This is a genomic window from Myxococcales bacterium (genome assembly GCA_016703425.1).
Taxonomy (GTDB): Bacteria; Myxococcota_A; Polyangia; order Polyangiales; family Polyangiaceae; genus JADJCA01.
On record JADJCA010000029.1, the window covers coordinates 517,574 to 539,616 of the forward strand.

Annotated in this window: 15 protein-coding genes; 6 read left to right on the plus strand and 9 right to left on the minus strand. The window is 67.2% G+C overall.

What is annotated here, in order from left to right; genetic code table 11:
* Nucleotides 1–4: 4 nt before the first annotated feature.
* Both IPG50_35690 and IPG50_35695 read right to left on the minus strand, forming a co-directional pair.
* Nucleotides 5–1,192, minus strand: a complete 1,188-nt coding sequence (locus tag IPG50_35690) for a trypsin-like serine protease (GenBank protein ID MBK6697490.1) — start codon at nt 1,190–1,192, stop codon at nt 5–7.
* A gap of 163 nt (nt 1,193–1,355) precedes the next feature.
* Nucleotides 1,356–2,558, minus strand: a complete 1,203-nt coding sequence (locus IPG50_35695) for a hypothetical protein (GenBank protein ID MBK6697491.1) — start codon at nt 2,556–2,558, stop codon at nt 1,356–1,358.
* Between the two features lie 258 nt (nt 2,559–2,816).
* Between IPG50_35695 and IPG50_35700 the strand changes: the two genes are divergently transcribed.
* Complete coding sequence (locus IPG50_35700) at nt 2,817–3,989, plus strand: hypothetical protein (GenBank protein MBK6697492.1); 1,173 nt, start codon at nt 2,817–2,819, stop codon at nt 3,987–3,989.
* Nucleotides 3,990–4,003: 14 nt separating this feature from the next.
* Here IPG50_35700 and IPG50_35705 read toward each other — a convergent pair whose 3' ends face one another.
* The 5 genes from IPG50_35705 to IPG50_35725 all read right to left on the minus strand — a co-directional run bounded on the left by IPG50_35705 (nt 4,004) and on the right by IPG50_35725 (nt 12,335).
* Nucleotides 4,004–4,345, minus strand: coding sequence for a response regulator (locus tag IPG50_35705; GenBank protein ID MBK6697493.1), 342 nt, complete (start codon nt 4,343–4,345; stop codon nt 4,004–4,006).
* 86 nt (nt 4,346–4,431) lie between these two features.
* Nucleotides 4,432–9,111 carry a hypothetical protein gene (locus tag IPG50_35710; protein ID MBK6697494.1) on the minus strand — a complete coding sequence of 1,560 codons (4,680 nt, stop codon included), beginning with the start codon at nt 9,109–9,111 and terminating at the stop codon, nt 4,432–4,434.
* Nucleotides 9,108–10,802: an OmpA family protein gene (locus tag IPG50_35715; GenBank protein ID MBK6697495.1), complete on the minus strand. Its 1,695-nt coding sequence runs from the start codon at nt 10,800–10,802 to the stop codon at nt 9,108–9,110. The genes IPG50_35710 and IPG50_35715 overlap by 4 nt, the downstream gene beginning before the upstream one ends.
* A 132-nt stretch (nt 10,803–10,934) precedes the next feature.
* Nucleotides 10,935–11,333, minus strand: coding sequence for a large conductance mechanosensitive channel protein MscL (gene mscL, locus IPG50_35720; protein MBK6697496.1), 399 nt, complete (start codon nt 11,331–11,333; stop codon nt 10,935–10,937).
* Between the two features lie 12 nt (nt 11,334–11,345).
* The gene (locus tag IPG50_35725; GenBank protein MBK6697497.1) at nt 11,346–12,335 is read right to left on the minus strand and encodes a DUF481 domain-containing protein; all 990 of its coding nucleotides are present in this window, start codon (nt 12,333–12,335) and stop codon (nt 11,346–11,348) included.
* Nucleotides 12,336–12,743: 408 nt separating this feature from the next.
* On the opposite strand from IPG50_35725, the gene IPG50_35730 reads away from it, so the two are divergent.
* The 5 genes from IPG50_35730 (at nt 12,744) to IPG50_35750 (ending at nt 19,386) form a co-directional block, all read left to right on the plus strand.
* Nucleotides 12,744–14,042, plus strand: coding sequence for a sigma 54-interacting transcriptional regulator (locus IPG50_35730; protein ID MBK6697498.1), 1,299 nt, complete (start codon nt 12,744–12,746; stop codon nt 14,040–14,042).
* Between the two features lie 34 nt (nt 14,043–14,076).
* Nucleotides 14,077–15,789, plus strand: coding sequence for a HAMP domain-containing protein (locus IPG50_35735; protein MBK6697499.1), 1,713 nt, complete (start codon nt 14,077–14,079; stop codon nt 15,787–15,789).
* Nucleotides 15,786–16,631, plus strand: a complete 846-nt coding sequence (locus IPG50_35740; protein ID MBK6697500.1) for a serine/threonine protein kinase — start codon at nt 15,786–15,788, stop codon at nt 16,629–16,631. Before IPG50_35735 ends, IPG50_35740 begins: the two co-directional genes overlap by 4 nt.
* Nucleotides 16,632–16,861: 230 nt before the next feature.
* Complete coding sequence (locus IPG50_35745) at nt 16,862–17,197, plus strand: hypothetical protein (protein MBK6697501.1); 336 nt, start codon at nt 16,862–16,864, stop codon at nt 17,195–17,197.
* Nucleotides 17,194–19,386 (plus strand): FecR domain-containing protein, encoded by a 2,193-nt coding sequence (locus IPG50_35750; GenBank protein ID MBK6697502.1) that lies wholly within the window; start codon nt 17,194–17,196, stop codon nt 19,384–19,386. The genes IPG50_35745 and IPG50_35750 overlap by 4 nt, the downstream gene beginning before the upstream one ends.
* Nucleotides 19,387–19,473: 87 nt before the next feature.
* Here IPG50_35750 and IPG50_35755 read toward each other — a convergent pair whose 3' ends face one another.
* Together IPG50_35755 and IPG50_35760 are read right to left on the minus strand one after the other, a co-directional pair.
* Nucleotides 19,474–19,878: a hypothetical protein gene (locus IPG50_35755; protein MBK6697503.1), complete on the minus strand. Its 405-nt coding sequence runs from the start codon at nt 19,876–19,878 to the stop codon at nt 19,474–19,476.
* A gap of 133 nt (nt 19,879–20,011) precedes the next feature.
* Nucleotides 20,012–21,871, minus strand: a complete 1,860-nt coding sequence (locus tag IPG50_35760; protein MBK6697504.1) for a hypothetical protein — start codon at nt 21,869–21,871, stop codon at nt 20,012–20,014.
* Between the last annotated feature and the right edge of the window lie 172 nt (nt 21,872–22,043).

Genomic DNA, 22,043 nt, shown 5'->3' on the forward strand with positions numbered 1-22,043 from the left:
GGCCTCAGAGGCGCGTGCCGCTCAGCGCCACGCGATAGGCCTGCGCTTGCCTTGTCGGCGACGACACGCCGACGAGGTAGCGCCCGCCATAGCTCGAGACGTTTTCGACGCGTCGTCCATCGCGGTCGAGCCGTTGCCACGCGCCGTCTTGTGTCTGCTTCCAGATCACCATGACCGCGTCACCCTGCGCCGCGAGCTCCACGGCGTAGCGAATGTTGCCGCTCGAGAGCGCGAAGGAGAGCCAGTCGGCGTCGCCTGCCGTCAACGTCCCGCAGGTGGACTGGCCCAGTGGCGACGCCGACGCCGTCGTGTCATTCGGCTCGCGCTCCATCGCCGCACAAGGTGCCGCCGCGTCGAAGGCCGGTGGCGCGCCGGCTGTGGGGGCCGCCGCGGCCGCTGCTGCGGGCGTCGTCGCCCGGCCGCCGTGCGCCGCGACGCGCTCTTCGATCCACGCGTGGAGCAGATCGACGCGCGCCAAGATCTGCGAGCCTCCGCCGCCGCCGGAGTTCACGGCAGCGATCTCGTGGTCCTGGGAGCCGGCGACCAAAACGGGGCCGCCTGAGTCGCCCGATTCGATGAGCTCCGCCGTCGCGTAGGCGAAGGGAAACCCGGTAGCCGCGCCGTCTTGCGCGGCGACGGGAGCACCCACGAAGAGATCGGTCGTCGAGAGCTGGCCGTCGGCGATGCGGCCGACGTTCACCAACGCCGCTCCCTCGGCGATGGGCGCAGCGCTCAGCTTTGGGTAACGAGCCATGCGGATCGGCGTCGCGAGATACAAGAGGCCGATGTCGTGTTGGTTCGGGTTCACCTGCTCGCCGGGGTCGTTGTAATCGTAGACCTCGAAGCTCGCGACCTCGGCGCGTTGCCCGTTCGCGTAGGGCGCGGTGACGGTCCAGCTCGAGCGCCCCTCGACGCAATGGCCCGCGGTGAGCACGACGTAGGGGGCGATGACGGCGCCCGAGCAAGCCGAGCCGGGCATGTCGATGAGCGCAGCTTCGGGATAGTCGCTCGCGGTGGTCGCGCCGACGATGGCCGAGGCCGAGGTGCCACTTTGCGCGGGCTCGCCCGCGCATCCGAAGGCGAGGCTCGACAGCAGCCACGTCAGCAGCGCGACCTTCCCCGGACGCGCGATGCGAGCGAGACCGCGGCTCAGTCTCGACGTCAGGCGCAGCGGGCGCGTCGCTTCAGACATCCCTTCAGACAAGACAGGCTCCTTGTCATGAAGCATGCGTGGACCGGCGCGCCGCGCCATTTGCCGAGGCCGTGGAGACGCGGTTGCGAGCTTCGATTCTCCCGTGGGAGACACATGGATTCGTGCGGCTCCGAAGAGTTGCAGCGGGGCCCGAACCGGCGAGTCACTTCGCGAGGAAGTCGACGCTGAGCGGCGCCGCCGGCGGCGAGGGCGCGCCAGCTTTCGGCTTGAGTCGGGTCTTGGAGCCGTAGGCGCGGCTGCTGGCTTTGTATTCGTTGACGTTTGACGCCGCCGTGTCGCGTCGCTCGCTCTCGGGCGCGTCGTCGACTTCCTTCATCCAGCCGGTGACGTCGCTCGCCGGCAGTGGCGGACCTCCTTTGATGGCGCGCCCCTGTTGCTCGCGCTCGGCCTTCGCGGTGATGGCCTCGAGGGCGATGCTCTGGGCGAGCTTGCTTTCGTTCATGGCGAAGAGCCGGTGGTGCATGAAGGCGCGGGCGCCCCGGATCTGACCGTCGATGGCGTAGGCGAGGCCGACGACCTCCTCGCCAGGGGTTGCTCCCTTCACCTGCCGGGCGATCTCCGCCGCGAGCTCCTCACGCCGTCGGCTGATGTCCTTGTCGTCGAGCGTGGCCATGAAGGTCCCGGTGGCGGCGCCCTTCTTGTTGGCGAGGTTGGCCTCGGCGACCTTCTCCCAAACCTCCGACTGATTTTGCTTGTATTGTGCAGCCGCCCGAACCTTCGACGTGGCGACGACTTGCGTGGCTCCAAACTTCCCCCCCGTCGACTGGCCGTCGCGCGTGCCCTGCCAGCGACCGGCCTCGACGCAGAACGCGTCGACGGGCGTGGTCGCGCGGGGCTCAATGACGAAGTCCTGGCTGATTTGCCGGTCCTGGTTTCCGCCCTTCACGACGGTGCCGGCCATGACGAAGATGGCCGTGTCGCCCTTGTTCTCGATGACGAGCGTGCCAACGGTGGCGCCTCCGGCGGTGCGCGCGAGGCGCCTTCCTTGGTGCGGGCCGTGCTGAGGCCCGTCATTCACCAGCGCGACTCCTTCCTTCGCCACTTCACGAACTTCAGCGCCGCCGCTCTTGAGCGCGTCTTCCAAGGTGACGACGGGCCCCGGGTCCGTCTGCTTCTTGGAGCGGAGCACGTAGAGAGACAGGTCGCCGAGGTTCCGCGGCGCATCCACCGTGAGTCCATCGCCAGCCGCGACGGCCACTTCGGGCAGAGGTGGCCGCTCGGCCGAGGCAGCGCCTCGCCCTTCGAGTCCCGCGTTTCCCGCGAGCGGTGCCGGCGGCGCAGCGCGTGAGCATCCGAGAGTCGCCGCGAGTGAAAAGAGAGCGAACGAGTGCCAGAGCCTGCGCATGCGGGCCTCCATCGAGCTTGGTTGGGCCAGCGGCAGCCGCGCATGGCGCTCCTCGCGCGCGTGGCCGCCGGCGGAATTGCTTTTCGACACGGCCGCGGCCTTCGCCTTGGCTACGCCTCGGAGTCGTTCCTACGCACGGCTTCCCGAAAAGTTCTTCGCTCCCATGAGAGCGGCGCCGTTAGCCCGCGCACGGCGGGTCTCGGTGCGCGACATTTCGCAGCCTGTCGTGCACGGCGTGGCCCTTGCTTGCGCGCGCGCATGCCCCCTCGCTCGCTCGCCCTAGGCGCCGTTTTCCTTCCCCTCTTCGCTGGCGCGATGGGGTGCTCAAGCGCAGCTGCGACCGAGCCTTCGCAGGCCAGCGTCGTCGACGGAGGTCTCGATGCTGCCGCGCCGGCTCGCGAGGCGTGCCCCGACGGCACGCGGGAGCGTGACGGCACGTGCCAGACGACGCTGACACTCACGCCTTCGAAGGTGGAGATCGCACCGGCGCGGGATCATCACACGACGCACGTCTTCGAGGTGTCGGGCGTGCCGTACCTTTACGTCATCGGCGGCACGCTCTCCTGGCGCAGCATCTACGGCGACGTTCAGCGAGCCAAGATCAACGCCGACGGTTCCATCGCGTCGTTCCAGCCGGCCGGCACGTTGCTGAAGAAGCGAGCCGGGCACACGACCGTGCGCGCGAAGGACAAGATCATCGTGCTCGGAGGTTCGACGCCCGTCGGAGCCTCCGTGACCATCGGCGCAACAACGGAGGTCGGGACGCTTAAGGCGGACGGCAGCCTTGGCGACTTTGTAGAAGGTCCGAAGATGCCCGAGGGGCTCATGCACCACACGGCGGTGGTTCAGGGAGACTACCTCTTCGTCTTCGGCGGTCGCGGCAATGCGAAGGGCGTGAGCGTCAACCAAGTGCTCCGCTCACGCCTCGCGGCAGACGGAACGCCCGGTCCCTTTGAGGCCATAGCGCCGCTGGCGGAAGCTCGCAGTCACCACATGACGTTCGTGAGCAACGGTCACGTCTACTTGTTCGGCGGCATGACCGGCGACCCCGTCGACAACCCTCCGAACCGAACCGACGTCATTCGCGCCGCCTTTGGCGAGGGCGGCTCGCTCGGCGAGTGGGAGCCCGCCGGCTCGTTGCCGAGGGGCGGTCTCGCGGTGACGTCGGCCGAGCTCTTCGGCCGCCAGGTCTACGTGATGGGTGGGCTTCCCGGCGGGCACTCGTACACGAAGAACATCTACGTCGCGCCGCTCGGCGAGGACGGCGTGCTTGGAGCCTTTGCCGTGCTTCCGCAGAAGCTCGCGCAAGGTCGGGCCCACGTGCACCAGACGCCGATGTTCGGGCGCTACATCTACTCGGTGGCGGGTCACGTCGACGGCGACGACTCCATCGGCACCGTCGAGATCGGCGAGTTCACCGCGCCCAAGTGAGCTGAAGCGAGGGCCTATACGCCGCGCGGTGGCAGCGCGGCGATGGCCTTCAGAAGAGCGTCCGCGCCCAGCGGCTTTTCGAGAAACGCCTCCACCACTGGAGAAGTCGGTGGCCGGCGCCCGGAGATCAGGATTCGACGCGTCGCCGGATAGAACTCGGCGACGAAAGTGAGCAACGCAATCCCGTCTACGTCTGGCATGTTGTAGTCGGTCACGACCACATCGAAGGTGGCCGCGGCTAGAGCCTCCTTTGCTGCGGCGGCGCAGTGCGCCAAGGCGACTAGACTGCTCCTCCCGAGCGCCCGGCCAAAGGCCCGCAGAAGAGTGACTTCATCGTCGACGAGCAAGATGCGCAAGCACCTTCACCTGCTGCAATAGTCGTACGCAAAGCGCCCTCCGCCACCTTTCAATGGGTTAGCGGAGCGATTGCGGCTTCGCGGCCTCAAGTCATTGCGGTTTCGATGCACCGTTGCAGCAGCAGGTGCCGGTGCCGGCGGCGACGCGCAAGAACCACGGCGAGGGCCAGCGCGAGACCCGAGGCGCCCGAGCTACCGCCCGAGCCACCGCTGAGCGCGCACCCGAGCCCCCCACCTTCGAGGCTGCCGTCATCGGCTGGCGCCGCGGGGGCGCCCGCGTCTGGTGTTGGCGCAACGGGGCTTGCGTCGACGACGGGCGCTGCTGGCCCGCAGGTTCCAGCGACGGCGCTGGTCGAGGAACACAGGAGACCGGACGGGCATCCGTTGCCCGCCGCTCCGCGGCATCCAGCCCGGCACGCGCCGCCCTCGCAGATCTGGCCGCTGGTCGCATTGCCACAATCGTCGTCGGCCCGACACGCCGGTGCCTTGTCGTCGGCCGTGACGTTCGGGTCCGACTCGGTCGCGTCGACCTTGCCGTTGTGGTTCGCGTCTTCGTCCCCATCTTTGACGCCACCATCGTCGGTGTCGGCGTCGAGCACGAGCGTCGTCGTGCTCGAATCGCTGTCCGCGACGCACTGGCCTTTTGCCGAGTCCGTGGCTGGATTCGAGCAGTCTTTGCCAGCTTCCGTGCCGTCCTTGAGGCCGTCACCGTCGGCGTCTGCATCCAGCGCATTCTTTAGGCCGTCGCCGTCTTGGTCATCGCCGGGGTTCGGCTCTAGACCGTCCAGCAGGCCGTCGTCGTCGCTGTCGGCATCGTTGGGGCTCGTGCCCAAGGTCGCCTCCAGCGCGTCCGACAAACCGTCGCCGTCGGTGTCGACGTTGGCTCCGCCTTGCGTGTCGTCGGAGGTCAAGAGCGGGTCGGTCTCGCCCGGGTCCTTCTTACCATTGCGGTTTGCGTCTTCCGAACCGTCGCTCACGCCACCGCGATCGGTGTCACGCGACAGCGGATGGGTCTTGGTGGACGGATCTTCGTCTTTCACACAACGACCCTTCGACGTATCGGTGCCAGCGCCGCTGCAGTCGAAACTGAGCTCGGTTCCGTCGAAGAGGCCGTCGTTGTCGCTGTCGGGATCGAGGGCGTTCTTCTGGCCATCGCCGTCGGTGTCGTCGGCAAAGTTGGGCTCCTGGCCATCGGGCACGCCGTCATCGTCGCTGTCGGCGTCGTTGGGGTTCGTGCCGAGCGCGACTTCGAGCGCGTCGGAGAGCCCATCGCCGTCGGTGTCGCTGTTCTGTCCGCCCTGCGTGTCATCGGCGGTCACGTTGGGATCCGTTTCGCCCGAGTCCTTCTTGCCGTCACGGTTCGCGTCTTCGGCGCCGTCGATGATGCCACCGCGGTCGGTGTCGCGAAGGAGCGGGTTGGTCTTCGAAGCCGGGTCTTCGTCCCTGCGGCACTTGCCCAGCTTGATGTTCGTTGCGGCGTTCGTGCAGTCGAGACCGCGTTCGGTTCCGTCGTAGAGGCCGTCGTTGTCGCTGTCCGGGTCACGCACGTTCGAGAGGCCGTCGCCGTCGGTGTCGTCGGCCGGGTTCGCCTCTTGACCGTCCAAGACGCCGTCGTCGTCGCTGTCTTGGTCGTTCGGATTCGAGCCAATGGCCGTCTCCAGGGCATCGGAAAGGCCGTCCTTGTCGGTGTCGATGACCGATGAATCGTCGGCGCCGTGGGTTGCCGTGGGATCGGTCTCGCCGGGATCTTTCCTGCCGTTCCTGTTGGCGTCTTCGGAGCCGTCGCTCGCGCTGCCGTTGTCCGTGTCGGCGTCGAGCGGGTCGGTCTTGGTCGCCGGATCCGCATCAGCGATGCAGTGCTTCTTCGAGATGTCCGTGCCTGCGCCACCGCACCCCAGGCCGAGCTCGGTGCCGTCGTAGAGACCGTCGTTGTCGCTGTCCGGGTCGAGGGCGCCGATGAGGCCGTCGCCGTCCGTATCGGTGTTCCAGCCGGGCTCTTTGCCGTCGGGGACACCGTCGTCGTCGCTGTCGGCGTCGTTGGGGTTGGTGCCGTTGGCCGTCTCGATGGCGTCGGTGATGCCGTCGCCGTCGGAGTCGAGCGTCGCAATGCCACCGAAGGTGCCCACCGCTTGATCGATGACGTCGGCGACGCCGTCCTTGTCGGTGTCGGCGGCATTGTCGATGCGGCCGTCGTTGTTCTGGTCTTTGGCGCCATGGCCTGCGCCGACTACGTCAAAGATGCCATCGCCGTTGCGGTCAACATCGACGTAGTCGGGCGAGTTTCCGCCGTCCTGGTCCGGCACCGGAGGCCCGGCGGCGTCGCCGAAGCCCGACAAGCCGTCCACGCTGTTTGCGATGCCATCTTTGTCCGTGTCGGGCCCATCCACGACGCCGTCCTTGTTGGCGTCGGTCCCACCAGAGCCGCCCTCCGAGAGATCGCTCCAGCCGTCGTTGTCGCTATCGAGGTCGCGGAAGTTGGGGCGTCCGTCGCCGTCGGTGTCGGGGCGTGGCAGCGCGGCGCCGCCTTCTGCCGCGTCGACGCGATCGACGAGGCCGTTGCCGTTGGCGTCGGGGACCGCGTCCAGCGGATCGATGCGGCCGTTGCCATTGGCGTCGACGCCGCCGGCCTCGATCACGTCGTTCAGGCCGTCGTTGTCGCTGTCGAGGTCCCTGTAGTCGGGAATGCCGTCGCCATCGGTGTCTCGGGCAAGGTCCGGGCCCTGCGCGTTACCGTCGAAGTCCGAGATGCCCGTGTCGGCCCCCGTCTCGGCGTTGTTGCAGAGGCCGTTCGCGCCAACGCCAGCGGCGCAGTCGTAGCGGCCGTCGCCGTTGGCGTCCTTGCCGTCGGCGACCTCGGCCGCGTCGGTGACGCCGTCGTTGTCGCTGTCCGTGTCCTTGTAGTCGGGGACACCGTCGCCATCGGTGTCGCGGAGCGCGTAGTTTAGAATCCCCGAATCGACGGCGGTCTCGACGTTGTTGCAGACGCCATTGGCGCCAACGCTCGCGGGCCCGCAAGCGCGCGCCTGACCCGTGGTCGAGGCGTTGTGCCCCGCTTCGACGGAATCGGGGATGCCGTCATTGTCGCTGTCGAGATCGCGGTAGTCAGGGATGCCGTCACCGTCGGTGTCACCGACCTCGAGCGCGTCCAAGATGCCGTCGTTGTCGCTGTCGCGATCGCGGTAGTCGGGGACGCCGTCGCCGTCGGCGTCGCGCGGCGCGTCGGGCCCCGTGTTGTTCCCGTCGTAGGTGACGACCCCGTTGTCGGCGGCGGTCTCGGCGTTGTTGCAGAGCCCGTTGGCCCCGACACCCGAAACGCAGTCGTAGCGCCCGTCGTTGTTCGCGTCGCGCCCCAACGCCACTTCTGCCGCGTCGGTCTTGCCGTCGCCGTCACTGTCGGTGTCGAGGAAGTCCGGCGTGCCGTCGTTGTCGGTGTCTCGGAGTGCGTAGTTGAGCTCACCGGAATCGGCTGCCGACTCCACTACGTTGCAAACGCCGTTGGCGCCCACCGTCGCCGCCGAGCCATTGCAAGCGATCGACGAATTGGCTGCAACCCCGCGGCCGTGGCCCGCCTCAACGGCGTCGGGGATGCCGTCGTTGTCGCTGTCCTTGTCGAGGCGATTGGGGATGCCGTCGTTGTCCGTGTCGCCCCGCTCCAGCACATCGGGAATGCCGTCGTCATCGTCGTCGAGGTCGAACGAGTTGACGGAGCCGTCGCCGTCGGTGTCGGGGACGGCGAGACACCCGTTACCGGACGTGGACTCATCCGTCTGCCCGTCACCGTCGTCGTCGAGGCCGTTGCCGCACACCTCGAGGCGGGAGGCGATGTACGAGCAGCTGGCGCCATCGTTGCCCGCGGAAGCGGGTCCGGTACCAAGAAATGCGAAGGTCTTGGTGACCAGGTTGATTCCGAAGACGGCGCCGTCGCCATTTCGCATCAGCAAGAGGTAGCCGCCGGTGTCGAACCACTGGGCCCCGTAGGCGGAGTTTCCGTTGTTCTCGCCGGTCAAGCCGCCGGGAAACGAGATGTTCGCAGCGGCCGTCTCATCGGTGAGAGTCCGCGTGTTGAACACCGAAACGACGCCGTTGCCGCCGACGCGACCGTAGGAATAGACGCGCGAGTTGTCAGGGTTGTAGGCGAGGTCCGCGCCGATCGTGCCCGCGTTCGCGGTCGTCGTGACGGCCTTGGTTGCCAAGACGATGCGCGACAGGGAAGTCCCGTTGCGCACCCACATGTTGCCGTTGTCATCGACGTCCGCGGCGAAGGAGCTGATGACCGTGGGGTCGCCGTTCGTGCCGCTGATGTCGGTCACCGTGAACGGTGGGTTGGCGGCGGGGTTTCGTACGATGCGAAGAAGGTGATTGTCCGACTGCCGATAGCCGTAGAACCGGCCATCGAGGAAGTTGTACCCGACGGCGTTGATGGTGAAGCCCAGGTTCCCGACGCCCGTGAACGTGAAGGGGTTCGTCGCTGCCGACACGAGCGTCAAGGCGCTCGTCGCGCCCGACGTGACGAAGAGTCGTGGCGTCCGGTCGCAGGAGAAGGCAGCGTTGCACGCGGGAAGCGCGTTGCAATCAGGGTCGACGCAGTCCACCAGCCCGTCGAGGTCGTTGTCCTTTCCATCGGAGCACGCGGCATTCGAGACCTCGATGGCTTGTGTCACGAAGCCGGTGGTCGGTGCTGCGGTCCCCGCCGGACCTTCGTCCGGCGTGCCGCAGCCGCACGCAAGCGAGGAGAGGCCCGCAAAGAAGATGAAGGTGCGTTTCACGGCTTGTTCTCCTCGGCGATGTGGAACTCGACGCGGCGGTTGTTTTGGCGACCGGCGTCCGTCTCGTTGGTATCAAGGGGCCTTTCGGGGCCGAAGCCCGCGCTCGTCAGGCGGTCGGCGGCAACGCCCTTGCCGATGAGCCACTTGACGACGGATGCGGCACGATTCGCGCTGAGCTGCTTGTTGAATCCGGCGTTGCCGCGGCTGTCGGTGTGCCCTTCGACGCGGACCTTTTTGATCTCCGGGAATTTCTGAAGGACACCAAGGACCGCGTCCAGGACCTCTTGGCTGTCCTTGCCGGGCGAGATCTCAGCGCTCGACGTCTTGAACTTCACCTGATCCAAGATCCGGATCTGTCCCGCCTGCACGAAGGCCTTCGGACAGCCGTTGCGCTTGGGATCGGGGTCAGCCTTGCCGGCCTCATCGGGGCAAGCGTCCTCGGCGTTGGCGATGCCGTCCTTGTCGCGGTCGGGGTCGGGGCAGCCATTCGTTTTCGCATCGTTGGTCCTGTTGCCGGGCACGTCGGGACACGCGTCGTCGGCGTCCAGGACGCCATCCTTGTCGCGGTCGGCGGGGACCGGGCAACCGTGCTTTGTGCGATCGGCGGAGGCGACGCCGGGCACGTCGATGCACGCGTCGTCGGCGTCCAGGATGCCGTCTTTGTCGCGGTCGAGGGGGAGTGGGCAACCGTTCTTTGCGCGATCGGTGGAGGCGACGCCGGGCACGTCGATGCACGCGTCGTCGGCGTCCAAGACGCCGTCCTTGTCGCGGTCGGAAGGTGCTTCCACCTTCGCCAGGGCGGGCACCCATTCGAGGCCCGCGAGCACGTGCACCACGGGCGTGCCGTAACCGCGTGAGAGTCCGGTGCCCACGCCACCACCGACTTTCACTTCACCGAAGAGGTAGTGGGCGCCGAGCAGCGCTTCGAGAGGCGTCGTCTTCCGTGCAAAGGCGTCGTCGAAGACCGTCGAGCCAAAGAGCTCGGGCCCGATGACGAGCTTCTTGTCGTCGGAACGCACACCGGCGGAAAGCGCGAAGGTCAGCTCGTTGCCAACGGGCGCCGACGCATAAGTCGCGTTGCGGCGGAACTGCGCGCCGACCTGGGCGGCATAGACGAAGACGCCTGCCTCGCCGGCGAGCATCGCCCTCGGGGCGATGCGCACGCGTCCGTCACCGGCGTACGCGTCGCGGTTTCCCGTCGGCAGCCAAAGCTGCGTCCCGACGGCCACCGTCGCCAGGTCGCCCTTTTCTCCGAGCACGCGCACGTCGGCGCCGAGGCGCAGATCCCCGAGGCTCTGGGCGCTGCCGGGGGGCGAGTAGCGAACGCCTTGGAGGCTGCCGCCGTCGCCGTCGGCATAGAGCGCCACGGGAAGATTGGCCCCGAGGCGCAAGCGCTCCCAAAGAACGAACGACGCACCGGGGTGGATGCGCAGAAGGTGCTCCACCACGCTCGCCCGCACCGAGTCGTCGGCGTTGTAGATGACCAACGGCCGGTATTGGTATTCGCCCACGGCCCCCACCGTCAGGCGCCCATGACCCGAGAGGTCGAGCGAGTCGGTCGCGAACCAATCGCTCCCGCGCTCCGCGGGTTCAAAACGACTCACGCCGAAGCCTGCGTTTTGGGCAAACGCCGGCGCCGTCGCGAGGGCTACCGACAGAACTAGAAGTGCTTTGGGGAGATGGGTCATCATGATGTCGCCGTGTGAAACGCCAAGGCACACGCCCACGATGAATGAGCGTGATCAACCTGAACTCCGAAGCCCAGGTGGCCTGGGCTTCGGGAGACACTCAGCAATGGTCAGCTGACAAAACGAGCGCGCGCGTCAGCTCTTCTTCATGCCGTCGCGAATCTCCGCGAGGAGCTCGACCATCTTCTCTTCCGGCTTCTTTTCCGCCGGCGGTTCCGGCGCCTTCTTCGCGTTGACGACCTTCGAGACGATGATGAAGAGCACGAGGGCGACCACGAGGAAGTCGACGATGCTCCCCATGAGGGCCCCGTACTTGAGCATCACGTTGTTCTTCGGGTCGGGAGCGGCCTTGAGCAACATGCCCGCGTCGCGCCAGTTGCCACCCGGCAGTGCCAGCGACACGAGCGGCATGATGACGTTGTCGACGAGGCCCGACACGATCTTCCCAAAGGCTCCGCCAATGATGACGCCGACGGCGAGGTCGACGACGTTGCCCTTGAACGCGAACTTCTTGAAGTCTTCTACGAATGCCATGGGCTCAAGCGCTCAGAGGCCCGCGGGGTTGGGGGACGGCGCCGGTGTGGGGGCGGGCGTCGGTGCGGGAGCCGGCGTTGGTGCCGGCGTCACAGCGGGGCCACCGGGTGTCGGCGCAGGTTGCGTAGGAACTTGGCCCGAAGGCGCGGTCGAGTTCATCGGTGCGTCGCCGGCCGGCGGCGGCGGATTTGCCCCAGGCGGCGGCTCGGGCGGGCACGGACAGGTCTTCTCCTTCTTCTCGGGCACGTCGCTGAACGCGTAGATCAGGTTGCCGCTGATCGTTGAGTCGAAGGTCTCTTTGCCCGGCAAAGGATCGTGGTCGTAGCGGCCGTTGAAGCCGACGCCGAAGGCCAACCCGCCGGCGATCTTCGCCGCCAAGAGCGCGTCGAAGTTCATGCGCCAGCGTCGCGTCTCCACCACGCTCTGCAGGTACTCGGCGCCCAAAGACAGCGTGACCTCTTTGTTGAAGGCTTGCCGGTATCCGGCGAAGAGACGAGCCGAGTGATCCGTCGCCGTCTTGTCGAGGAGCTTTGGGTTCCCCGCCGGATCGAGCACCGGTGCCTTGTTCGCGTCGAGGACCACTCGCGATGCGTCCCGCCGCACGTCGTATTGGAAGTCGTAGCCTGCTTCACCCCATAGCGCTTGGGCCTTGTCGGAGATGAACAGGTACTTGAAGCCGGGGTCGAGGTTGAGGCGGAAGTCGAGGCCTTGGAAGCGATCGTGGCGACCGGTGGTGATGAGAAAGAGGCTGGCCTGGTCGATGATGTAGCGGTCGTATCGGACGCGGCCCTGGATGTTCTGCGCGGTCGCGACGATGGCGTTTCCGGGGGCGGCGCCTTGTCCGTAGTTGGCCAAGATCGAGCCACCGACGCCGTTGTTGTCGAAACGCGTGTCGATCGAGCCCGATCCCGTCAGGGCGAGCGTGCGCGAGTTTCCCGTGGTCTGCATCCCACCGGCCGAGAGCGTCGCCGTGGTTCCGTCCGGGCTGGGCTTTCCGATCACCGGGGCATCGGCGGGACCTTTGGGGCCTGCGGCGAGCGCTTTGGCGTCTGCTGGGGGCGCACCAGTCGGCGCCGGCGGCGCGGCGTCCTGTGCGGCTGCACTGGCGGCGTGGGTCAGGGCGAAAGCGAAGATACCGATTCTTACGGTCCGACTCATGTGTCCTCCAACCCCCGCGGGTGCGCCTGGCAAACGCCGGGCCACGCGTCGCCTCTACCACGTGGGCGCGATCGCGCGCCCTTCTTTGACCCTTGAGGGCTTGCGACAGCGAACTGCTGCCTGGGGGCAGCAGCGGCGCGCGACGGTTCGCAGTTCAGGCCGGCGGCAAAACGCGCTATCTGCGCGGAGATGACGGGAGCACGAACGCCGACGGGGCGGCCCGGGCCCACCGCGCCGCGAAACGTGGTGACGATGCGCTCGCCGCGCTGGGAGCTGTGCGTCGAGCAAGAAGCCGGAGAGCGCGCGGACCGCCGCGTGACGCTCGATGGGGAACTTTTCCGTATCGGGAGCCACGAGAGCAATGACCTCGTCATCACCGATCCTCTCGTCTCTGGCTTCCACTGCTCGATTCAGCGCGGCCGTTCGGCTTGGAAAATTATCGACCACGAATCGCTGAACGGGACCCGCATCGCCGGCGTTCGGCTGCGTGACGCGGACCTTCCGACGCCAGAATGCCTTCTCGAGCTGGGCGATACGCGAGTTCGCCTGCGGGAGCTGGCCGCGGAGGTCGACTTGGAGCTCCTCGACCAACCGAACTACGGAGAGCTCTACGGCACCTCGGTGCCCATGCGGCAGCTCTTCGCGACAATGGAAAAGCTAGCCGCAAGCGATCGCACAGTCCTCATCGAAGGCGAGAGCGGCACCGGCAAAGAGCTTGTGGCGGCGGAAATCACCCGCCGCGGCGCGCGGGCCAACAAGCCGTTCATCGTCGTCGATTGCGGCGCCATTTCCCCGACCCTCATCGAGTCCGAGTTGTTCGGTCACACGCGAGGCGCCTTCACGGGGGCCGACAGAGAACGGATCGGGGCCTTTGAAGCGGCGCTCGATGGCACGGTCTTTCTCGACGAAATCGGCGAGCTGCCGCTCGACATGCAGCCGAAGCTCCTGCGCGTCCTTGAAGCCCGCGAGTTTCGCCGCGTTGGTGAGACCAAGCCGCGCCGCGTCGAAGCTCGCATCATTGCCGCGACCAACCGGCGGCTTGAGCGCGAGGTCAATCAGGGCCGCTTCCGCGAAGATCTCTACTTCCGCATCTCCGTGGTGACGCTGCGCCTGCCGCCGCTCCGTGATCGTGTCGAAGACATCGAGCTCTTGCTCAGGGTCTTCCTCGCGGCCGAGGACGCGGCCGATTCAGCGCAGATCTTCACGCCGGCGCTCATCGAAGGCATGAAGCGCCACTCGTGGCCCGGCAACGTTCGCGAGCTGCGTAACTTTGTCGACCGTGCGCTGATCCTTCGCGATCCGGCGCCTCCCGGCGTGGATGCCGTTGAGGCCTCGCCAGTGGCCGGTACGGGCAAGAGCGAGTTGGAGCTTCCGTTCCGCCACGCGAAGGAACGCGTCATCGCCGACTTCGAGCGCCGCTACTTGACGGCGCTTTTGGCCGCAGCGCAGGGCAACGTAAGCCGCGCGGCCCGCAAAGCGGGCATGGACCGAATGAACCTGCACCGCCTCGTGCAACGCTACGGGCTCCGCTCGTCGGGATCCGTGGAATAGTCATGTTTGCGGGCCCCCGGTTTTTGAGGCGCCCGTGAACGCGCCACCGCGGCGTTTCTCGCTCCGCGCCAAGTGGCTTGCGCTTGTTCTGGTGGTGGCCCTTGTGCCGCTCTTGCTTGTGGCTGTCGTCGTCACGGCAATCTTGAGGCGCGGCCTCTTGAGCGTCGAGAAGGCGCTTGAAGTCGCCGTTGTCGACGAAACCGCAACGTCCGTCCAAGCGACCATGGACAGCGCTCGCGAGGGCACGTTGCGCGTGGCGGCGCTCCTCGTCGATAGGCGCGTTGCTGAGGAAGCTCGCCTCGCACTCGCCAGCGACACGTTTGCCTCTGTCGAATCGCTCATGCGCGTTTCGGTCTTCGATCGAGAAGGGCGTTTCGTCGACGCCCTCGAGCGGAACGCTGGCGGGCGTCCCGGCGTTGACCGCGCCGACTTGCCAGTGGCAGAGCTCCCCGTGTCACCGCGGGGCGGCTGGACGACGCTCCGCCGCGGCGGCTCTGTCCGGGCTGCGTTCACAACTCGCCTTGATGCCCACGGCGAGACGACCGGGTACGTTCGCGGTGACCTCGATGTCGACGTACTCGGACGGCGGATCAATGAGCTTTCGGTTGCGCGCTTCGCCGCACCAGGCCGAGTCGTGGTCGTCGACGAGTCGCTCGGCTCCCTCTTCGGGGAGAGCCCCACGTTCGTCGCCGAAGCCCTCTCGGCGTTAAATGTTCTGCCGGCGACCTTCGGTGAACCGGTTGGCCTCACGACGGAGTTCGTGTCGCGGGGCGAGCCGATGGTGGGGACCGTCCGCACCATTCCCGATCGCCGCTGGCTCGTCGCCGTCGCCAGGCCAGCGAGCGAAGCCTTTGCGTCTTTGCACCGGGCGCGCCGCGCGTTCGTCCTAGCCACGGCGCTCGTGGCAGCGGTGGCCTTTCTGGCAGCATCGCTGCTTGCACTCCGAACGGTCCGCCCCATCGGCGAGCTCGTCGCACTGACGCGCGCGTATGCGCGCCGAGATTTCGCCGCAGCCAACCCCGTACGTAGCGGCGACGAGCTCGAGGTGCTGGGGGCCTCGATGCAAGAGATGGCGGGCGCTCTCTTGGGCAGTGAGCTGGAGATCGCGGAGCGGGCGCGCACCGAGGCGGCGCTCTCGCGCTACATGCCAGCCGAGGTGGTTGCGCGAATCGTTAGCGGTCGCGATACGCTCGAACTCGGCGGCGCCCGAAGGTACGTCACGGCGCTCTTCGCCGACGTCGCCCAATTCTCGTCATTTGTGGCCACCGCCGAACCAGAAGCCGTTGCCAAGCTCCTGAACGAGATCTTCTCGCTGCTCTCGGAAGTCGTCTTTCGTCACCAGGGCATGCTCGACAAGTTCGTCGGCGACTGCCTCATGGCGGTGTTCCAGGGCGCCGACGGTCCCGAGCGCGCCGTCCTCGCGGCCCGCGACATGCACCGATTCGTGGAGACGCACCGGCCCGCGTGGAAGACCAAGTACGGCTTCGAGGTTGGGCTCGCCATCGGCATCGCAACGGGCCCGGCGGTCGTCGGGAATCTCGGGAGTGAAGCACGGATGGAATACACGGCGATCGGCGACGCGGTGAATGTTGCTTCGAGACTCGAGTCGATGGCGCAATCGGGGCAGACGCTCGTGACCGCTGCCGTCGCCGCAGCGCTCGGTGATGAGATCGCCACCATTGCGCTTGGGCGCCATGCGGTGCGAGGGCAACCGGAGCCTCTGGAGATCCACGAGGTGACGCTATGACCAAGGTGTGTCCCGTTTGTGGTGCGAGCGCCGTGGCAACGGAGGTGCGCTCGTTGAACTTCGGCGCCCCACCGGTCGTGCCCTGCGAGAGCTGCGGCCGCGCGCCCGCCGACGTCCGTATCGGCAGCGTGGTTGCGGGCAAGTACCGCATCGAACGAGCCCTCGGTCGCGGTGGCATGGGCGTTGTCTACCAAGCGACCCATCTCGACCTTGGCGAGCCCGTCGCCATGAAGTTCTTGCACGAGCACTGGGCCGTTATCGGTGAGATCCGCGCTCGCTTCCGCCGGGAAGCTGTCGCCCTTGCGAGGTTGCGCCACCCTGCCGTTGTCTCACTGCTCGACTTCGGGGAATCCGACGGCGCTCTCTACATGGTCATGGAGCTTGTTCGAGGCCGCCGGCTTTCGGAGCGGCTCTTAGAACTCGCACCGCTCACGCCGCACCGCGCTGGCCCGTGGTTCGAGCAGATTCTTGCGGTCCTCGAGGCCGCCCACGGGCTTGGCCTCGTCCACCGAGACATGAAGCCCGACAACGTGATGCTGACCGATACGGCCGACGGCGAGCGAGTCAAGGTCCTCGACTTCGGACTGGTTGGTATCACGGCGGGTCTCGATGAAGAGAAGCTCACGGAGACGGGCCGGGTGCAGGGGACGGCCTGGTACATGTCGCCGGAGCAGTGTCGGGGGGTCGACGTGGGCGCGAAGACCGACGTATATGCCGTTGGTGTCATGTTGTTCGAGGCGCTCGCGGGGCGCCTGCCTTTCGAGGGGGAAGACCGGGCGAGCGTGATGGCGCAACACATGTTCGTTGCGCCCCGCCGCTCGCTGGGGCCGCGTCGGCGCTAAACGGGCTCGTCCGCGCGGCGCTCGCGAAGAGAACCGAAGACCGGCCGTCGGCCGCCGAGCTGCGAGAATCGCTGGCGCTCGTCCTGGGTGGGCGAGACCCGGAGTCGCTGCGTCGGGCCGCGGATGAGGCTCGTGCCCGCGCCGCTGGCCTCTCCCGCAGCGAGCGCTCCATCACCAAGCGCGTCATCGAGCATCCGACGCCAGAGAGCGATGGTCCGAGACACCGCCTCGTGCTGTGGACCGGCGACACGGCGCGCGCCACGAGGCTCCGTGATCTGTTTTCCGTAAACGGCTTCGAGGTGACGCTCCACAGCGGCGACCACGTTCCGGAGTCGCACGACGTCTGCATTGTCATCGCCACCGATCAAGGTTCGGCACGCCTTCGCGTCATGCGTCGCGACCTCTCTACCGTCCCCGTATTGGTGCTCGACAGCCGCGGCATCGGCGAGACGGCCGCGTTGATTCGCGAAGGCGCGTCCGACGTCACGCTGGGCGAGGCCGACGAGCCGCAGCTCCTCAAGAAGGTTTCGCGCCTCCTCCCTCGCCCCAAGGTGAACCCCGCATGAAGTACGTTGCCGGCTCCGGCGTCCTCGCCCTCGCGGCTCTTCTCTCCGCGTCCACCTCGCTGGCGCAAGAACAAGAGTCACGCTTCCGTTACGAAGTTCAGCCGGGCGACACGTGCCGCAGCATTGCGGCGCGCTTCTTCGGCGATTCGGCTCGCGTGGACCTGATCCACATCGCAAATCCGGGGATGGGACCGGTGCCGCACTCGCTTGCGCCAGGCACATCGCTGTGGTTGCCGCGCGTCGCCACCGGCGCGCCATCGGGCCCTGACGCGCGCGTCGCGTTCTTCCGCAACCGCGTCGACGTGCACGTGCCAGCACCCCGCCGCGCCCACCTCGATGACCCGCTCTTTCGCGGCCACAAGGTGAGCACCGAGGGCGCGTCGTCGGCGCGCCTCATGTTTCGCGACGAGACGCAGCTTCGGCTGGGCGAGCGAACGCTGGTGGTGATCTTCGGTACGACGTCGACAGCGGCCCCGGCAACGGGCCTCGACACGACGCTTGTGACAGGCAACTTGCGCGCGCGTCTCGGAGAGCTCGCCGGCGGTCCCGCGAAAGCGGCTCGGGTGACAACGGCTGGGGCGCAAGTCGACCTCGGCGCCGGTGAGGCGCAGGTCGCTGTCGACGAGGGTGCGGCCACTCGGCTCGCCGTCTACAGCGGCGAGCGGAGCGGCATCACGGCGAAGAAGAAGAAGGTCCCCGTGCCCGCAGGCTTCGGCTCGAAGGCCGTCAAGGGCGAGACGCCTACCGCGCCCGCACCGCTACCGGGCGCACCGCAATGGGAGGCTCAAGCCAAGTCCCTGGCCTTTGCACCAGCCGGCGGCGTCGCTTCGCTCGCTATCGGCTACACACCTTTCACTGTGGGGCCAGCGTCCTCGCGCTTTCATCTCCAGCTTGCGCGAGATGCACGTTTCGACGACCTCGTGCTCGACGCACAAGTCGATGGAAGCGTGCGTCGTCTCGAGGCCCAGAATCTCCCGCCAGGCGTCTATTTCGCGCAGGTTAGCGCCATCGACGCGGATCAATTTGAGGGGCCCTTTGCCCCAGCGATGCGCCTCGTGGTGGGGACTTCTCTTCGTCGTCCAGAACGCGGCGAGCTCACGCTGTCTGTTCCCGAGGGCGAACTCTATTGCGGCGCTGATGGCGCCGCGCTCTCCAAAGTGGCGGAGCCCTTTCGGTTCGCCGACGTCGCGGCGCACGTCGTCCGCTGCTCTACCGATGCGATGCGTGGTGGCGGGACGCTGGATGTTCCCGTGCCGAGCCCTCTCGCGCCGCCGCTCCGCCTGCGTGCGCGATGGCTTGACGCGGCCCACCTGGCGTTCCGTCTTGAAGACGGACGCGGTCCCTTGCTGCGCCCGGTCGCAGGCGAGGTCGTCGTCTTCGGGACGGCGCACAAGCTCCTCGCGTTGCCCTTCGATGGCGGCGAATACGTTGTCGCTGCGCAAGGCGCCGAGGCGCGCCAGGATGCGGTTGTTGTCGCGAGGGTGCACGGTCATGACGCGGTCTCGACGACCGCTCGCCCTCTGGATGGCGCGCCTCTCTTTGCCGTGAACGGAACTCCGGGCGCCCGCGTCGAGTTCGACGTCGCCGCGGGCATCAGTGCGGTCGCGGTCGGTGTGGGGCGCCGCCTCGACGTGAGCGCCTCCGTCAGCAAGCCCTCCTCATTTGGGGCTTTCGCTCTGGCCCTTCGCGCGACGGGCCACGAGATGGCGCCAACAACGGTCGATGCTTCGTCCCTCGAGCTCGCGACTCCGCACACCGGAAGCGTGGTCACGAAGCACACCGCGTTCGGTCTAGGTCTGCCTCTTGGCCTACGCTTGTGTCGTGTTAGTCGCGCAATCTGCCCCCAGCTAACCCTGGCGCCGGAGCTGCTCTTTCAGAGCGGAGCGCTCGGAAACGCCTCGTCGACCGCGACGTTCTTGGCGGGCACCTTCGCCGTCGGAGCCAAGGCACACCTCGCCGGCCCGATCTCGCTCGTTGTCGAGGCCAACGCTCGCCTCGCGGCCAGCGTCAGCCGCTCGGGAGGCGCGATTCCCTTGACCGGCGGCGGCGCCACCATGGGCTTCTCGTGGGCACTCGGCGCGGCCTCGAGGCCTTTGGGCGGGTCGTCGCGGACCGCCACCACGGTCACCGACTCGATGAGCGTTCCATGGGTGCCACCGTCACGCAGCGTCAGAAGCTCTTTCGAGTAGACGCCAACGATGCAAGAGGGCGACGCGCCACGGACGCTTTGGCGCCGTCCGCGGCTTGTCCGCGATGATCTTGTGAAAACGAAGCCGTCAGTTCACGCGCTGCGAGAAGACGATGTCACTCGATGGCGAGGCCACGTCGGGGGCCTTCTCGGCGGAAATTTGCAAATCGAAGCTCGTCTCGGGCGCGCTGGCCTTTAGCGAGCCCTTTCGATCGTCCTTGTCGTACTTGAGGCTCGCGAGCCGCGCCCATTGGGCGCTTGAGCCCTTGCGGTACCAAGCAACGAACGCCGAGCTGCCGTCTGCCACACGCTCCGGCGGAGGGAGGTTCTTTACTTCGACCTCGAGCAGCGTCTGGTTCTGATCTTTCTTCACGTCGGCCACGACCTTCGCGTCGGCGCCGGGCGCCTTGGCTGAAGAGGCGACCTCGTATTTGAGTGGACCACCGCAAGCGAACAGGAAGAGCGAAAGGAGGACGGGGAAGGTGCGTCGCATGGGCGAGCGTTCAGCACGAACCAGGCCACGCCGAGGTTCGACACTAGCCGCGAGAAACCCCAAACGGTGCTGCATCGCTGCCTCAACGTTGCGGGGGGCAGACCGCAGCAACCGCGCCCCCGTCGGGCGCACGTTACTCGCCGCCCGACACGTCTTTCGCGAGATCCTTGCGCAGGTGAACGTGGATCTCGCCGAAGGCCGCCGTCTCGACGTAGTGCTCATTCACGAGCGCCGCCACCTTGCGGCACTGCTCCGTGAAGTCCACGAGCGCGCTCTCATTGGAAATGAGGGGCGACTTGTCGAAAAAGACGAACGCCGCCGGCAGCGCTTTGGAGACACGCGCGGTGAAGTCTTCGACGTGTTCGCGATGCAGAGCACGAATGCGATCGGCCTCGGGGCCGTTGGGCCGTAGGCCCGTTGGAATCCAGGAGCCGCCGAGCGCCGCGTCGGGGTTCAGATCGTACGCGTAGATGTACGGCGTGGCGCTTAGCCGCTCGGCGAGGAAGAGCACGTACGGGTCCATGCCGTAGATCTGGACGCGGTCCGTCGCCTTCGTGTTCCGCTTTAGGTAGCCGGCCGTTTGGCGCATCTCCCACGGAAAGAAGTCGTGATCGCGGAAGTACACGAGGTAGTCGTGGCTCTCGCGGTCTTCTTTCGTCTGCGCCTTACCCAAGATCCACACGTTCGTGATGTGTGGCGACGTCGTCATTGAGATGGCGACCTTCATGGCCAAGAGCGCGGCAGCCGCCAGCGGCACGAAGCGCAGGAATCGGAACGGTCCGACGGCGTCGGTCGCGTCGTCGGTCTTGGAGCCGACCCCGCGAAAGCGCTCCCACAGCCATACGACGAGCACGAGCCACTGCACGTGCATGCCCGCCGTGACAGGGTGGAAGTGGTAGGGGAAGCCCTTTCGCTGCGCGAGCACGCTCGCGAGGCCAGCGAGCGGCACGAGCGCCACAGCGAGCGCGCGCCGAGGCAACTGCCGATCCCAGATGAGGCCTAGCAGAACGAGGCTCGTGACGAAGGCGTAGGCCGCCGTGGCGCCGCCCCACTGGAGCGCCAGGATCTCCGCTGCCGAGCGCGGCAGCATGAAGCGGTACATCGTGGGGACGTCGACGAGGTAGATGCGCAAGAAGGCGCGCGCGTCGCCGTAGGCAAAGAGGAACGCGAGTTGCGTGATGGCCCCCAGCGCACCGCCCACCGTGAACCACAGGACGGCCTTGACGCGACCGGGCCGAAGGTCGCGATCGACGAGCAACGTCACGAGCTGCACCACCGTGAAGACGGCGTAGGTGGGCTTGCCGAACCATGGCACGACGCTCAGCGCGCCGACCAAGACCAACAAGATGAGCGCTGCGCCGCCGCGCCCTTCGCGCCCGTCTTTGGAGAGGGCGCGCTGCGCGACCAACTGCAACGCCACGCTCGCGAGCATGAACCAGTTGAAGAAGGTCTCCCGCTGCGCGAGGTCCCAATACAAGTAGAGGAGCAGTTGGCCTTCGAGGACGACCCACGCGGCAGCGGCCCAGGCTGCGCGCTCGAGCCACCCCACCTTCTTCTTTGTGACGAGGCCCGGGAGGCAGCCGCCCACGAAAGCAAAGACGAGCCCCGTGACCGTGAGATCGAGGACGCGGAAGCGATGCTCGTCGGCGCCGCCGTAGCGCAAAAAGAGCATGTGAATGAGGTGTGTGAGCGGTCCGTTGACGTCGCGCACGTCGCGGTAGTCGACGTCGCCGCGCTGGAGCGCCCAGGCGATGTACTGGAAGATGCCTTGGTCGCGACCGAGCGTCGTGAGCGCTGCGCGCTCGGTGCCGTCGATGACCCACGCGAGCGGCGCCAGCGCCACGATGAGCGGAACGAGAAGCGCGCGTCGCAGGTGCTCAACGAGGCGTCGTCCACGCACCGCAAGGAGCGGAGCTCGCGCACCAAGGAACCTCTCCAGCAGCGCCTGGACAGGGCCGAGCTTGGTCTCCGCGGGGGCCGACGACTCGTGCAAAGCGGCGCACCCTAGACGCGCCAGAAGCCCTCGTCGAGTCGCTCCTTCTCCAATTTCCGCCCGCTACCGGCCCGGACCTGCAAGGAGCAGACCCTTCGGCGTCGACACCGCAACCCACGATGCTGATGAAGGAAATCCATTCGCCGGTCCTGGCTCGTTGGCGCCGCGGGGG